This window comes from Bradyrhizobium sp. IC3195, assembly GCF_020193585.1.
GTDB lineage: Bacteria > Pseudomonadota > Alphaproteobacteria > Rhizobiales > Xanthobacteraceae > Bradyrhizobium > Bradyrhizobium yuanmingense.
The window spans coordinates 90,179-102,562 of sequence record NZ_JADYVG010000005.1 but is presented as its reverse complement, the minus strand read 5'-3'; the positions used below and the strand labels follow the sequence as shown (position 1 = coordinate 102,562).

The window sequence follows — 12,384 nt, the reverse complement described above, 5'->3', positions numbered from 1 at the left end:
TTAGCATGAACCACGCAGCCGTTGCCGCGCACTGCGTGGCACGACGTAGACGGCTTCAGGGCGATTTGGGTTCGTCCGACATCAAGGCCGCGAGCCGTGCCTTCTCGTCGGGCGTGAGCGGCGGTGCCGGTACGTCCACACCAGTTCGCGAGCGGCGGCGGATTTGCAGCCACAGCGCCAGGCCGCCGCCGATCAGCAGCACCGGCCCGAGCAGCCACAGCAGCAGGGTCTGCAGCTCGAAGCGCGGCTTGAGCAGCACGAACTCGCCGTACCGCGCCACCAGGAAATCGAGCACCTGCGAATTGCTGTCGCCGGCCGCGATGCGCTCGCGCACCAGCAGTCTGAGATCGCGTGCCAGCGGCGCATCGGAATCGTCGATCGACTGATTCTGGCAAACCATGCAGCGAAGCTCGCGCGACAATTCGCGCGCGCGCGATTCCTTCACCGGATCCGGCATGATCTCGTCGGGCTGCACGGCGTGGGCCGCCGGCAAAGCCAGCAACACCAACGCGATGAACGCGGCCATCATCCGGCGCATCGGGTCATTCCGCGGGCTGGAGGCGCTGCTTGGCCCGCGCCGGCTTCGGCGCGCCGACCCGCAGACGGCGGTCGGAGAGTGAGAGCACGCCGCCGAACGCCATCAGCACCGGTCCCCACCAGATCAGGAGAACCAGCGGCTTGTGATAGATGCGCACGGCGATGGCGCCTTCGGCGGTGGCGTCGCCGAGCGAGACGTAGAGCTGGCTCGCGCCGCTGGTCAACAGCGCGGCCTCCGTCGTCGAGGAGCCGCGGGTGGTGAAGCTGCGCTTGGACGGCGTCATCACCGTGACCGCCTCGCCATCGCGGCTGATCTTGAACTCTGCGATCATCTCGCGGTAGTTCGGGCCCTGGCGTTGAAACAGTCCGTCGAGCTTCAGATCGTAGCCGGCGACATGGGCAGTCTCGTTCGGTTTCATGGTCGCGATGTATTCGCTGTTCCAGGTGGTCTCGCAGACGATCCCGATCAGCGCAACGCCGAGGCCGGCATGCGCGAACGCGGTGCCCCAGGCCGAGCGCGGCAGGCCGCGCGCCCGGTGCAGCACCGTTGCGAACGGCAGGCGCACCAGGCCCGTCCGCTCGACCAGATCGGTGACCGCGCCGGCGATGACGAAGACGCCGAGGCCGATCGCGAGCGGCGCCAGCGCGCTGCCGCCCCGCACCCAGGCCCAGACGATGGCGACCACGACCAGTCCGGCAACGCCGGCCGCGAGCAGACGTTGCATCACGCCGAGCAGGTCGCCGCGCTTCCACGCCAGCATCGGCCCGAACGGCACCGCGAGCAGCAGCAGCGCGAACAGCGGCGCGAAGCTCAGATTGTAGAAGGGTGCGCCGACCGACATCTTGAAATCGGCGAGCATCTCCATCGCGAGCGGATAGAGCGTGCCGAACAGCACCACCGCGCAGGCCACGGTGAGCAGCAGATTGTTCAGCACTAGCGCGCCCTCGCGCGAGATCGGCGCGAACAGGCCGCCCTGCTTCAGCGAGGTGGCGCGGCCCGCGAACAGCGACAGGCTGCCGCCGATGAACAGGCACAGGATCAAGAGGATGAACACGCCGCGGGTCGGATCGGTGGCGAAGGCGTGCACCGAGGTGATGACGCCCGAGCGCACCAGAAAGGTGCCGAGCAGCGACAGCGAGAAGGTCAGGATCGAGAGCAGGATGGTCCAGACCTTCAGCGCGTTGCGCTTCTCCATCACCAGCGCCGAATGCAATAGCGCGGTGCCGGCGAGCCAGGGCATCAGCGAAGCGTTCTCCACCGGATCCCAGAACCACCAGCCGCCCCAGCCGAGCTCGTAATAGGCCCAATACGAGCCCATGGCGATGCCGAGGGTCAGGAAGATCCAGGCGACCAGCGTCCAGGGCCGCACCCAGCGCGCCCAGGCCGCATCGATCCGTCCCTCCATCAGCGCCGCGATCGCGAAGGAGAACGAGATCGAGAAGCCGACATAGCCGAGATAGAGCATCGGCGGGTGCACGGCGAGACCGATGTCCTGGAGCACGGGATTGAGATCGCGTCCCTCGATCGGGGGGCTCGCGATGCGCAGGAACGGGTTCGATGTCATCAGGATGAAGAGGTAGAACGCGCTGGCGACCCAGGCCTGCACAGCCAGCACATGCGCGCGCAGCGAGAGCGGCAGATTATTGCCGAAGCTGGCGACCAAGCCGCCGAACAGCGCGAGGATCAACACCCACAGCAGCATCGAGCCTTCATGGTTTCCCCACACGCCGGTAATCTTGTAGAGCAGCGGCTTCATCGAGTGGGAATTCTCGTAGACGTTGGCGACGGAGAAATCCGAGTTCACGTGCAGCATCACCAGCGCGGTGAACGAGGCGCCGACGAACAGCAGCTGCGCGAGCGCGGTGGAGCGCGCCACGTTCATCAGGGCGGCGTCGCCAAGGCGCGCACCGACCAGCGGCACGACGGACTGGATCAGTGCGAGGGCGAGCGCCAGCACCAGCGCGTAATGTCCTGATTCCGCGATCACCGCACCGCTCCCTGCGGATTGCCCTGGGCGGTCGTCGCCGCGGGTTTGGCAGCGCCAGAAGCTTGGGCGCCGTAATCGTCCTTCCAGTGCCCCTGCTTCTTCAGGGCATCGGCGACGTCCTTGGGCATGTAGGTCTCGTCGTGCTTGGCAAGGACGGTATCGGCCTTGAACACGCCGTTGGCATCGAGTGCGCCTTCCGCCACGACGCCCTGCCCTTCGCGAAATAGGTCGGGCAGAATGCCTTTGAAGGCGACCGGCAGCTTGGCGTTGCCGTCGGCGACCTCGAACGTCACCGCGAGATTGTCGCCGCGCTGGAGCGAGCCGGGCTGCACCAAGCCGCCGAGGCGAAACCGCTTGCCGGGCTCGACATGCTTCTCGGCGACCATGGTCGGGGTCGAGAAGAACACGATGGAGTCGCGCAGCGCGTTGAGCACCAGCGCGGCGGCGAGCGCGAGCACGGCGAGCGATCCGCCGATGATGGTCATACGTCGCTGCTTGCGCGTCATGGCGTATCCGTTCTCCGCATCTCTCGTCCCGAAATCATCATCCGCCGATCCCGAGAGTCTTCAGGCCTTCGTTGAGCTGGCGCAGCCGCTCGGCGTTGCTGGCAACCGCCTGCCGGGCATCGGCCGAAGCGCCCATTGCCTTGTCCCGCTCGCCCATCACCAGATAGGCGCGCACCAGGCGCAGCCAGCCCTCGACATCGTCGCCGTTCTGTTTCAGCCGCGTCGCGAGACGATCGACCATGCCGCGCACCATGGCGTTGCGATCGGTTTCGGCCATGTCCTTGGAGGCAGCAATCGTCTCGTCGGACAGCGCCGGCAGCGTGCCGCCGCCACCGACCCGCGCCAGCGAGGACTGCACCAGGGCACGCCACGGCGCATCCGCAGGCGCTTTCGCAAGCAGCGCGCGCCAGATATTGGCCGCGTCGTCCTTGCGGCCGTCCTGCTCGGCGGCAAGGCCCAGAAAGTAATTCGCCTTGGGATCGTCGGCGTTCAAGGCGTGTGCGCGCTCGAATTCGGCCTTGGCCTCGGCGGTCACCACGCCGCCGGCGGCAGCCGAGATCGCTTCGCCGAGATCGGACCTGCGCTCCGCGCTTTCGCCATTGTAGGTGAGCGAGTTGCGATAGGCGCGCACCGCGTCGTCGAAGCGGCCGAGCCGCTCCAGAACCGGCGCGAGCACGTTCCAGCCGCGCCCGTCCGTCGGATTCTTCTCAAGATGCTGCTCGACCTGCACGACGAGGTTCTCGAGCGACTGCGCCATGCCACCCCCGCGCTCCCGCTGCGCAAGGGGAAAGTCCTGCAGCCGGGGCGAGCCGAGTGGCATGTAGACGCCGGCCGCGATGAGCGGCAGTCCGGCAAGCGCCAGCACGGCCGCCGCACGGCGCCATTTGAGGTTCGACTTCGGCGCCGTTGCCGGCTCGCTGGCCGCCGCCGCGAGCAGCCTGCGGCTGACCTCGACGCGCGCAGCCTCCGCCTCCGGCGCCAAGATCAACCCTGCGGCGAGATCACGCTCAATTTCGGCCAGCTGGTCCTTGTAGACCGCGACCTCGCTGCCCTGATCCTGCGCGCGGCTGGTGCGGCCAAGCGGCAAGAGCACGGCGAAAATCGCCGCGACCGTCATCAGCGCGAACACGAACCATAGCGTCATCTGGCAAGCTTCCGGCGGCGCCCGAACCGCGCCTGTAGGTGCCTTTACACCACGGCCGGACGATGCGGCAATTGACAATTGTCAAGGCGGCGCAACCGCATGTAGTGCCGAAAAGGTGAAAATCCAACGGCTTAGCCGATCTCGAAGTCGACACTTTGCGCGGCCTGCTCGCCGTGCCCGTTGAAGGCCTTCAGGAAGTATGTTCCCGGCTTGATTGCATCCGGCAATCTGATGCGCAGCGCTCCGACCGGAACCCGAGATGCAACCCTGGTGGCGGTCTCAGGCAGCTGCCGATCGCTGGCCTTCTCGACCAGCACCACCTTGGCTCCAACCATCAGCCGTTGATACTTGGCAACGATGACGCGGTTCTCAATTTCAATCGAGCTGATGACCGGTTTCATGCGCCTACAGATGGAAATTTCCAGACTTGCACCGCGAAAGTACGGTGCGCCATCGGCGTCGTCAACTTAAAATTGTGATCAGGAAAAATGCGCGCCGATCAGCCTGCGCGCGACGATTTGCGCTCGCCCGTGAGTGCATTTTCGGCGGCCCGGCTCATCAATGAGGCGTAATCGTCGCCGAACAGCACCTGGCAGAAGCGGATCGCGGCCTGCACCTGCTGCTGCCGATAGGTGCGGACCTTGTGATCGGCGGCACGCAGCGACTGCACCAGCTGCTCGGTCGACCGTTCCACATATTGCTGGAGATCGGAGAAGGTACGCAGCGTCACCTCGTTGATCGCAAGCTCGCTCGCATAGTTGCGGCACGTCGCGACGAAGTCGATCAGTGCCACCGTTTCCTCGACTTCGGTGCTGTCGATCCGCGCGCCCGGCGGAATGTCCTTTTCGGGGCGCTGGCGCAGGATGCGGCGGACGCGGCCGGGAACGCTGTCGATCTCGGACTGCAGCGCATTGGAGATGTCGGCCCGGATCGACGTCAGTTGCTTGCCCCAGGTCGAATCGTTGCGCAGGTCGAGCTCGGTGCGCAGTCCGCGCACGCCGTCGTGCAGCGTCTTGAGGTTGCCGGCGACATTGTCGAAATGGCCGCGCTTGATGTCCATGCGCAGGACCGCGGCGACGCAGGACAAATCGTGCAGGGCTATCGTGACGGCCATACCGTAGGGCGTCGCCGCGACGCGGATCTCGTCATCGGACGCCGCTATCTTGACCGCAAGGCGGATGATCTGCCAGGGCGCGGTCATCCGCTGCACGACGATCGACAAGGCGAAAGGCAGCATCTGCGGCGTCTGAAGCGCCGGAATGTTGAGCGCCGACGTCACCGAGGCGATCTGGGAATCCCCGAAGGCCCGCAAGGTGCGCGGTAATTTCTCGTTCAATGTCGCAATGGCGTCCCGGACCTGGAGCACCGCACCGATCGAATAGAGATCCTCGATCACGTTGGGCGGTCCGACCCGGGCCAGCGCCCGCGACTTGTCGCCGCCGCCCGGCCCCGTCAGCTCGAAGATGGCGTCCGCGGCCACCGCCTGAAGCTTCTGCGCCAGGGCTTCGACCTGCCCAGCACTGTCCGCCGGCATGCGCGCCAGCGCCGCCTCGAATTCGTTCACCTTGTCCGGTGCGCCGTCACGGCCAAGCCACTGCCAGATCGGCTGCAGCGAGGAGCGGCGAATCTGGCCGGCCCTGACAGGAGTGCCCGCTTCGACGAGGAACGGTTCCAACACCTGGAATAGGAGCCGCGACAGATCGTCCGTGCGCGGCGGCAAAGTCTCGTCGGCCTCGCTCTTGCGGACGATCTTGCGCAGCTGCTCGAGCACGAGGGTGGCCACCGCCGTGTCCTGGCCGCGCTCCAGCGCACGCTCGAACTCCCGCATCAGCAGTGCCTGCGACTGCGGCGGGAGCTGCGCGAGATATTCCCTCAGCCGCTCGATCGATGTCTGGCTCATGCGCCCGGGTAATGCACGGTAAAATGGCGGACATGGGATGGGTCCGGCGCGATCATAGGGGGTCCCCACTTAAGAAGCCGTTTAGGAAGCTGCCTCGAATGCCTCCCATGCTTCGCTGGAGGAGCCTCGGCCACGCCGGAAATTGTCGTCGAAACAAGGGATTATAGTCCGGGAAGAACCAGCTCGGCGCGCAGACCCCCAGTCGGAGCGCTGCCGAGCGAAAGGCTGCCGCCATAGAGGGCCGCGAGGTCGGTCACGATCGACAGCCCCAGTCCCGACCCGGGCTTGGACTCGTCGAGGCGCTTGCCGCGCCGGGCGACCTGGGCGCGCTCGGCTTCCGACAGACCACGGCCGTCGTCGTCGACGATGACCCGCAAACGCGGGCCGGCGCCGGCCCGCTGTTGCGGCTCGACCAGGACCTCAATGAGGACGCGGGAGGCCGCCCATTTGCAGGCATTGTCGACGAGATTGCCGACCATCTCCTCAAGATCCTGCCGCTCGCCCCGGAACTTGGCGGATGGATCGGCCTTGGCCTCGACCACGATGCCGCGGTCGCGATGGATCTTCTCCATGGTCCGCCGCAGCCCCTCGATGGCAGGCGCCACCTCCGTCACGGTCGCGACCACCGAGACCCGTGCCGCGATGCGGGCGCGCTCCAGATGATGGGCGACCTGGTCGCGCATCACATCCGCCTGCTCCATCACCTTCTCCGCGAACGGATCGGCGGCATGCGCGCTGGCTTCGTTGACGATGACCGAAAGCGGCGTCTTGATCGCATGAGCGAGATTGCCGACATGGGTGCGCGCCCGCTCGACGATCTCGCGATTGGCGTCGATCAGCGCGTTGGTCTCGCGCGCCAGCGGCGCGATCTCGACCGGGAATTCACCCTCGAGCCGTTCCGCCCGCCCGGAGCGGATGTCGGCGATCGCGTCCGAGATGCGCTTGAGCGGTGCAAGGCCGAAACGGACCTGGAACACGGTCGTCAGCAGCAGCACGATGCCGAGCGCCGTGAAGGTGCCGCCGAGATAGTAGTCGAAGCTGCGTGTCTCGTCGAAAATCTCGGTATCGTCCCCGGCGACGCTGACCAGAAATTTGCCGTCGGCACCGAGATCGACCGGCCGTTCCACCATGCGCAGATTCTGCCCTTCCGGCCCATCGACATAGGCGAGGCGGATGCCGGCGGCGGTGAGCTCGGCACCCTGCTCTTCGAGCTTCGGTAGCTTCTTGTCCCAAAGCGAGCGCGAGGAGCGCACTTCCGGCTTTTCGGTGTCGGTCCGCGTGATCTGCCAGTACCAGCCGGACAGCGGCAGGTCGAACAGGGGCTCGCCAAGCGACTGGAACTGACGGTCCGGCGGCTCGTCGGGCGTTGCGACCTCGGCGATGAGGGTGCGCAGGTAGAGATTGAGCCGGCGGTCGAAGGCGCGCTCGGTGGCGTTCTTGTAGACCGACGACAGCACCACGCCTGTGATGGCCAGGATCACCACGAGCCAGGCGGTCGCCGACAGGAACAGTCGGTTCGCAAGCGAGCTAGCGGCCATCGGAATGATCCCGGGCGGCGCAGGATGGCAGGTGGTCGGACGTCATGACCGGACCAAGGGCCCTGTTCGGCCTCCCGTCAAGCCAAGATACTTCAAAGGCCGGAACGCCTCAGGCGCCCGGGGCCGGCGGCGGGGTCAGGAGATAGCCCAGGCCGCGGACGGTCTGGATGATGTCGACGTCGAGCTTCTTGCGGATGCGGCCGACGAAGACCTCGATGGTGTTGGAGTCGCGGTCGAAATCCTGGTCGTAGAGATGCTCGACCAGCTCGGTGCGCGAGACCACCCGCCCGGAATGGTGCATCAAGTAGGCCAGAAGCCGATATTCGTGCGAGGTCATCTTGATGGGATTGCCCGACACGCTGACCCGGCCGGTTCGGGTGTCGAGCGTAACCGGGCCGCAGGTCAATTCGCTCTGGGCATGGCCGGTGGAGCGGCGCAGCAGGGCGCGGATGCGCGCCAGCACCTCCTCGAGGTGGAACGGCTTTGCGACGTAGTCGTCGGCGCCCGCATCGAAGCCCTGCACCTTGTCGCTCCAGCGGTCGCGTGCAGTGAGGATCAGGACCGGCATGGTGCGGCCGTTGCGGCGCCAGGCTTCCAGCACCGAGATGCCGTCCTTCTTCGGCAGGCCGATATCGAGCACCACGGCGTCATACGGCTCGTTGTCGCCGAGATAGTGCCCCTCCTCCCCGTCGAAAGCCCGATCGACGACATAGCCGGCGTCGGTCAGCGCCTTGGTGAGCTGGCGATTGAGATCGGGGTCGTCCTCAACAACGAGCAGGCGCACGCTTCTCTCCAAGGATAGGCTGCAAGAACAGGCGACATGAACACCGCCACAGATGAGCAATTCCGGCGTGAACTGAATATGAACGCAGGGAACCGGGCTACGTTACTTTTTGGTCATATACGACCCGGCGCGCGCAAATGCGACTGCGCCCACCATGCCGCCGGAGGAGCCGGTGGCATGGTGGGCGCAACGTGCCGCATCGCGCGGCGAGCCGGAAGGTGCCGGCGTGCCGATCCGGCCGTCAGGTCCGGAAGAACACGAACCAGACGACGGCGAGGATCAGGATCGCAAGCCCGGTCGAGATGGCGAGCAGCGCCGCCACCGAAGGTCCGGGCTCGCCCTGGCGCGCCTCGGTCGGAGTTTCGACGATCCGGTTCTGCTCTCGCCTGGTTGCCATGGTGACCTCGATCTGTGGCTGTCGCGTCGGATGGCCGCGACCTCCTCGGCGATGAATTGCCAGGGCAACGCGTCATCTCGGGCGATGTTCCGGTCCAGCAAACACGGCGCAGGCGGCGATTAACGCCGTTGCAAGATTCCGCGCCGGCGGTTGCTATGATTCGCAACTGGGCGATGGTATCCTCAAAGCTTGTCCGCTGTTGCGTCTGGAGTAGCCCATGGCCCCCCGCGCCAATTGGAAGGGTTTTCTGCGTCTGTCGCTCGTGACCTGCCCGGTCGCGCTCTATCCGGCCACTTCGGATACGGAGAAGGTTTCGTTCAACCAGATCAACCGCAAGACCGGCCACCGCATCAAGTATCTCAAGGTCGATGCCGAGACCGGCGACGAGGTGACCTCCGAGGACATCGTCAAGGGCTACAAGGTCGACACCGACACTTATATCGAGGTCACCAAGGACGAGCTGGACGACATCGCGCTCGATTCCACCCACACGATCGAGATCGACGAGTTCGTGCCCAAGGCCGACATCGACAACCGCTATCTGATCCGCCCCTACTACCTCGTGCCGGACGGCAAGGTCGGCCACGACGCCTATGCGGTGATCCGCGAGACCATCCGCAGCATGGACAAGGTCGCGATCGGCCGCGTGGTGCTGACCAACCGCGAGCACATCATCGCGCTGGAGCCGCTCGAGAACGGGCTGATGGGCACGCTGCTGCGCTACCCCTACGAGGTCCGCAGCGAGAAGGAATATTTCGACGACATCCAGGACGTGAAGCTGACGAGGGACATGCTCGACCTCGCCAAGCACATCGTTGAGAAGAAGTCCGGCGCGTTCGAGCCCGAGCTGTTCGAGGATCATTACGAGACCGCTCTGATCGATCTCATCAACAAGAAGCGCAGCGGCATGCCGATCACCGCCAAGGCCGCACCGAAGACCGGCGGCAACGTCATCAGCTTGATGGACGCGCTGAAGAAGAGCATCGCGAACGAGAAGGACGCGGCCCCCGCGGCGAAGGTCGCCAGGGACACGGACAAGGAGACCGCCAAGTACACCAAGGCCAAGAAGCCGAAGAAGCGCGTCGAGGGCCAGCGCGAGATGCTGCTGCCGATATCAGGCAAGGGCGGCAAGGACGCTGCGGCGAAGGCTGCGACCACGCCGAAGACGGCCGCCGACAAGCCGGTGCGCGCGCCGGCGCGGGCAAAGAAGGCCGGCTGACAGCACCACGCCCCGCGATCACGCCGTGATGTCTCTCCTCGCCGATCGGCCGGCCTGACATGCCCTGGTCGACGGCGTTCGACGATCCCGTTCGCGTGAGCAACAAGCGCAAGCTGCTCACGCTTCAAGAAGCCGCCGACTACATCATGGAGCTGCCCGAGGACGCCCAGCACGAGGCGCATTGGCAGACCGCGATCGAGACCTTGATCAATGCGGCCGAGACCGGCGGCGGCTGGGTGATGTTCGCCCGCATCGCGATGTTGCGGGCGCTGAATACGGACGGCCGGCGCGGATGAGCGCGATCGAGACATCCTTGCCTATTCGTTGACGAACAGGCTCAACAATCGGTTAAGCGGTCAAGCCAATGGGGGCAATGCACCGGGCTGTCGGTTTGACTTCATTTGAACGGATCGACGGAACCCTAATTTAATGAATGCCGTCGTACGAGGTAAGGTGCGATCGCCGTGTTTTGGCGCGCTCGAAGATTTATTCGATCGATTTGCAAGTCCGATAACGACGCGACCATCCATCGGATCGGATGAACAGGAGTTGGCAATGCGTCTGCTTAGGTCCTTCCTTGCCGATGAGAATGGCGCAACCGCAATCGAGTACGGCCTGATCGCCGCAGGGATCGCTCTGGCAATCGTGACCATCGTCAACAGCACGGGCGCTGCGCTGCTCAACAACAAGTTCAACTCTGTCAGCACGGCGATGAAGTAACCGCCGGCCAACGGCCTGCGCAGCGGCTGCCCGCCGTAGCGGCGGGCCATGATCTGGGTCAACAGCATCGGGACGGCGACGTCTAAGCATGGAGGTCCGACTCCCTGCTGCCGGCCCGTCCATGCATCCAGACCTTCCGCATTCCCAACTGAAGATCCGCCGCGTCCGCCTCGACACCGGCCGTGAGAACGTCGTCGTCGTCTCGAGGCGCTCCAAGGCGCTGCGCGCGGAGATCTTCCGCGGCTTCAGCCGCGTCGAGCTTCGTCAGGGCGGCAAGGTTCTGCTGGCGACCCTGCTGATCACGGACGACGATACGCTCGCGGCTCCCGACGAGATCGGCCTCTCCGAGCCTGCGTTCCGGCGCTTCGCCGAAGCGGTCGGAACGGAGGTCACGGTCAGGCCCGCCTCGCCTCCGGAGAGCCTGGAAGCGGTGCGTGCGAAGATCCGCGGACGAACTCTGAGCCAGGCCGAGATCGGCGCGATCATCAGCGACCTTGCCCATTATCGCTACTCCGACATGGAGATCGCCGCCTTCCTGATCGGGTCGGCGAGCTTCATCACCAGCGACGAGTTGCTCGCCCTCACGGGGGCCATGGCGCAGGCCGGCACGCAATTGGTCTGGCCGACCCCTGTCGTCGTCGACAAGCATTGCATCGGCGGCATCCCCGGCAACCGCACCTCGATGGTGGTGGTGCCGATCGTCGCCGCACATGGCCTGCCGATCCCGAAGACCTCCTCGCGCGCGATCACCTCGCCGGCCGGCACCGCCGACACGATGGAGGTGCTGGCGCGGGTGAATATCTCCGTCGAGGAGATGAAGGCGATCGTCTCCTCCTGCAACGGCTGCCTGATCTGGGGCGGGCACGTGAACCTGTCGCCGGCCGACGACGTCCTGATCTCGGTCGAGCGCCCGCTGAGCCTGGATACTCGCGAGCAGATGGTCGCGTCCATCATGTCCAAGAAGATCGCGGCAGGCTCGACCCATCTGCTGATCGACATTCCGGTCGGGCCGACCGCGAAGGTCACCGGCGGCGTCGAGGCCATGCGGCTGCGAAAGCTGTTCGAATTCGTCGGCGACCGCTTCGGCCGGACCGTCGAGGTGATCACGACCGACGGCAGCCAGCCGATCGGCAACGGCATCGGGCCGGTGCTGGAGGCCAACGACGTCATGGCGGTGCTCGGCAATGACAAGGATGCGCCGCGCGATCTGCGCGAGAAGTCGCTCCGGCTCGCCGCCCATCTCTTGGAATACGATCCCAAGCTGCGCGGCGGGGCCGGCTATGCCCGGGCGCGCGAACTGCTGGATAGCGGCGCGGCACTGCAGCAGATGCAGAAGATCATCGACGCACAGGGCCCCTCGACATGCAGCAACGAGCTCGGACCGCTCAGCTTCGACGTCGAGGCGAGGCATGACGGCATCGTGTCCGCAATCGACTGCCTGCGTCTGAACCGCCTCGCCCGCACCGCCGGCGCGCCGCTCGACAAGGGCGCCGGCATCCGCCTGTTCAAGAAGATCGGCGACCGCGTCGAGCAGGGCGAGCCACTCTATCGCGTCTACACGTTCGGCCGGTCGGAGCACGATTTGGCGGCCAGCGCGACTGCGGCCGACGACGGCTATGCGATCAACGGCAAGCCCCTCGGAGAATGACAG

The 12,384-nt window shown here is 65.7% G+C and carries 13 protein-coding genes; 4 read left to right on the top strand and 9 right to left on the bottom strand.

Annotated features, from left to right (window positions below):
• Window positions 1-55: 55 nt before the first annotated feature.
• The 9 genes from I6F09_RS13140 to I6F09_RS13100 form a co-directional block, all read right to left on the bottom strand.
• Window positions 56-538, bottom strand: coding sequence for a cytochrome c-type biogenesis protein (locus tag I6F09_RS13140; RefSeq protein ID WP_036005780.1), 483 nt, complete (start codon window positions 536-538; stop codon window positions 56-58).
• Window positions 539-542: 4 nt separating this feature from the next.
• Window positions 543-2,525, bottom strand: coding sequence for a heme lyase CcmF/NrfE family subunit (locus tag I6F09_RS13135; RefSeq protein WP_225139470.1), 1,983 nt, complete (start codon window positions 2,523-2,525; stop codon window positions 543-545).
• A complete protein-coding gene (gene ccmE / locus I6F09_RS13130; RefSeq protein WP_036005786.1) occupies window positions 2,522-3,031 on the bottom strand; it encodes a cytochrome c maturation protein CcmE in 510 nt (169 codons plus the stop codon). The genes I6F09_RS13135 and ccmE overlap by 4 nt, the downstream gene beginning before the upstream one ends.
• A 37-nt stretch (window positions 3,032-3,068) precedes the next feature.
• Window positions 3,069-4,175 carry a c-type cytochrome biogenesis protein CcmI gene (ccmI, locus tag I6F09_RS13125; RefSeq protein WP_036005789.1) on the bottom strand — a complete coding sequence of 369 codons (1,107 nt, stop codon included), beginning with the start codon at window positions 4,173-4,175 and terminating at the stop codon, window positions 3,069-3,071.
• A gap of 131 nt (window positions 4,176-4,306) precedes the next feature.
• Window positions 4,307-4,576, bottom strand: a complete 270-nt coding sequence (locus tag I6F09_RS13120) for a hypothetical protein (RefSeq protein WP_036035217.1) — start codon at window positions 4,574-4,576, stop codon at window positions 4,307-4,309.
• Between the two features lie 98 nt (window positions 4,577-4,674).
• Window positions 4,675-6,075, bottom strand: coding sequence for a hypothetical protein (locus I6F09_RS13115; protein WP_225188231.1), 1,401 nt, complete (start codon window positions 6,073-6,075; stop codon window positions 4,675-4,677).
• 161 nt (window positions 6,076-6,236) lie between these two features.
• On the bottom strand, window positions 6,237-7,613 hold the full coding sequence (locus I6F09_RS13110; protein ID WP_109144361.1) for a sensor histidine kinase: 1,377 nt from the start codon (window positions 7,611-7,613) through the stop codon (window positions 6,237-6,239).
• A 109-nt stretch (window positions 7,614-7,722) separates the two neighbouring features.
• Window positions 7,723-8,397 carry a response regulator transcription factor gene (locus tag I6F09_RS13105; protein ID WP_036005801.1) on the bottom strand — a complete coding sequence of 225 codons (675 nt, stop codon included), beginning with the start codon at window positions 8,395-8,397 and terminating at the stop codon, window positions 7,723-7,725.
• Window positions 8,398-8,638: 241 nt separating this feature from the next.
• Complete coding sequence (locus tag I6F09_RS13100) at window positions 8,639-8,794, bottom strand: hypothetical protein (RefSeq protein WP_167361642.1); 156 nt, start codon at window positions 8,792-8,794, stop codon at window positions 8,639-8,641.
• A gap of 217 nt (window positions 8,795-9,011) precedes the next feature.
• Here I6F09_RS13100 and I6F09_RS13095 point away from each other — a divergent pair, with 217 nt between their 5' ends.
• The 4 genes from I6F09_RS13095 (at window position 9,012) to I6F09_RS13080 (ending at window position 12,381) form a co-directional block, all read left to right on the top strand.
• Window positions 9,012-10,013, top strand: a complete 1,002-nt coding sequence (locus I6F09_RS13095; protein ID WP_225188230.1) for a Ku protein — start codon at window positions 9,012-9,014, stop codon at window positions 10,011-10,013.
• Window positions 10,014-10,072: 59 nt separating this feature from the next.
• The gene (locus I6F09_RS13090; protein ID WP_036023267.1) at window positions 10,073-10,309 is read left to right on the top strand and encodes a hypothetical protein; all 237 of its coding nucleotides are present in this window, start codon (window positions 10,073-10,075) and stop codon (window positions 10,307-10,309) included.
• 259 nt (window positions 10,310-10,568) lie between these two features.
• Window positions 10,569-10,733 carry a Flp family type IVb pilin gene (locus I6F09_RS13085; protein WP_036005811.1) on the top strand — a complete coding sequence of 55 codons (165 nt, stop codon included), beginning with the start codon at window positions 10,569-10,571 and terminating at the stop codon, window positions 10,731-10,733.
• Window positions 10,734-10,854: 121 nt separating this feature from the next.
• Window positions 10,855-12,381 carry a thymidine phosphorylase family protein gene (locus I6F09_RS13080; RefSeq protein WP_225111882.1) on the top strand — a complete coding sequence of 509 codons (1,527 nt, stop codon included), beginning with the start codon at window positions 10,855-10,857 and terminating at the stop codon, window positions 12,379-12,381.
• Window positions 12,382-12,384: the final 3 nt, after the last annotated feature.

Bases quoted from the DNA above. Each gene is read 5' to 3' on its own strand.
- I6F09_RS13140 (WP_036005780.1), bottom strand. From the start codon at position 538: ATGCGCCGGATGATGGCCGCGTTCATCGCGTTGGTGTTGCTGGCTTTG.
- ccmE (WP_036005786.1), bottom strand. From the start codon at position 3,031: ATGACGCGCAAGCAGCGACGTATGACCATCATCGGCGGATCGCTCGCC.
- ccmI (WP_036005789.1), bottom strand. From the start codon at position 4,175: ATGACGCTATGGTTCGTGTTCGCGCTGATGACGGTCGCGGCGATTTTC.
- I6F09_RS13120 (WP_036035217.1), bottom strand. From the start codon at position 4,576: ATGAAACCGGTCATCAGCTCGATTGAAATTGAGAACCGCGTCATCGTT.
- I6F09_RS13115 (WP_225188231.1), bottom strand. From the start codon at position 6,075: ATGAGCCAGACATCGATCGAGCGGCTGAGGGAATATCTCGCGCAGCTC.
- I6F09_RS13110 (WP_109144361.1), bottom strand. From the start codon at position 7,613: ATGGCCGCTAGCTCGCTTGCGAACCGACTGTTCCTGTCGGCGACCGCC.
- I6F09_RS13100 (WP_167361642.1), bottom strand. From the start codon at position 8,794: ATGGCAACCAGGCGAGAGCAGAACCGGATCGTCGAAACTCCGACCGAG.
- I6F09_RS13095 (WP_225188230.1), top strand. From the start codon at position 9,012: ATGGCCCCCCGCGCCAATTGGAAGGGTTTTCTGCGTCTGTCGCTCGTG.
- I6F09_RS13090 (WP_036023267.1), top strand. From the start codon at position 10,073: ATGCCCTGGTCGACGGCGTTCGACGATCCCGTTCGCGTGAGCAACAAG.
- I6F09_RS13085 (WP_036005811.1), top strand. From the start codon at position 10,569: ATGCGTCTGCTTAGGTCCTTCCTTGCCGATGAGAATGGCGCAACCGCA.
- I6F09_RS13080 (WP_225111882.1), top strand. From the start codon at position 10,855: ATGCATCCAGACCTTCCGCATTCCCAACTGAAGATCCGCCGCGTCCGC.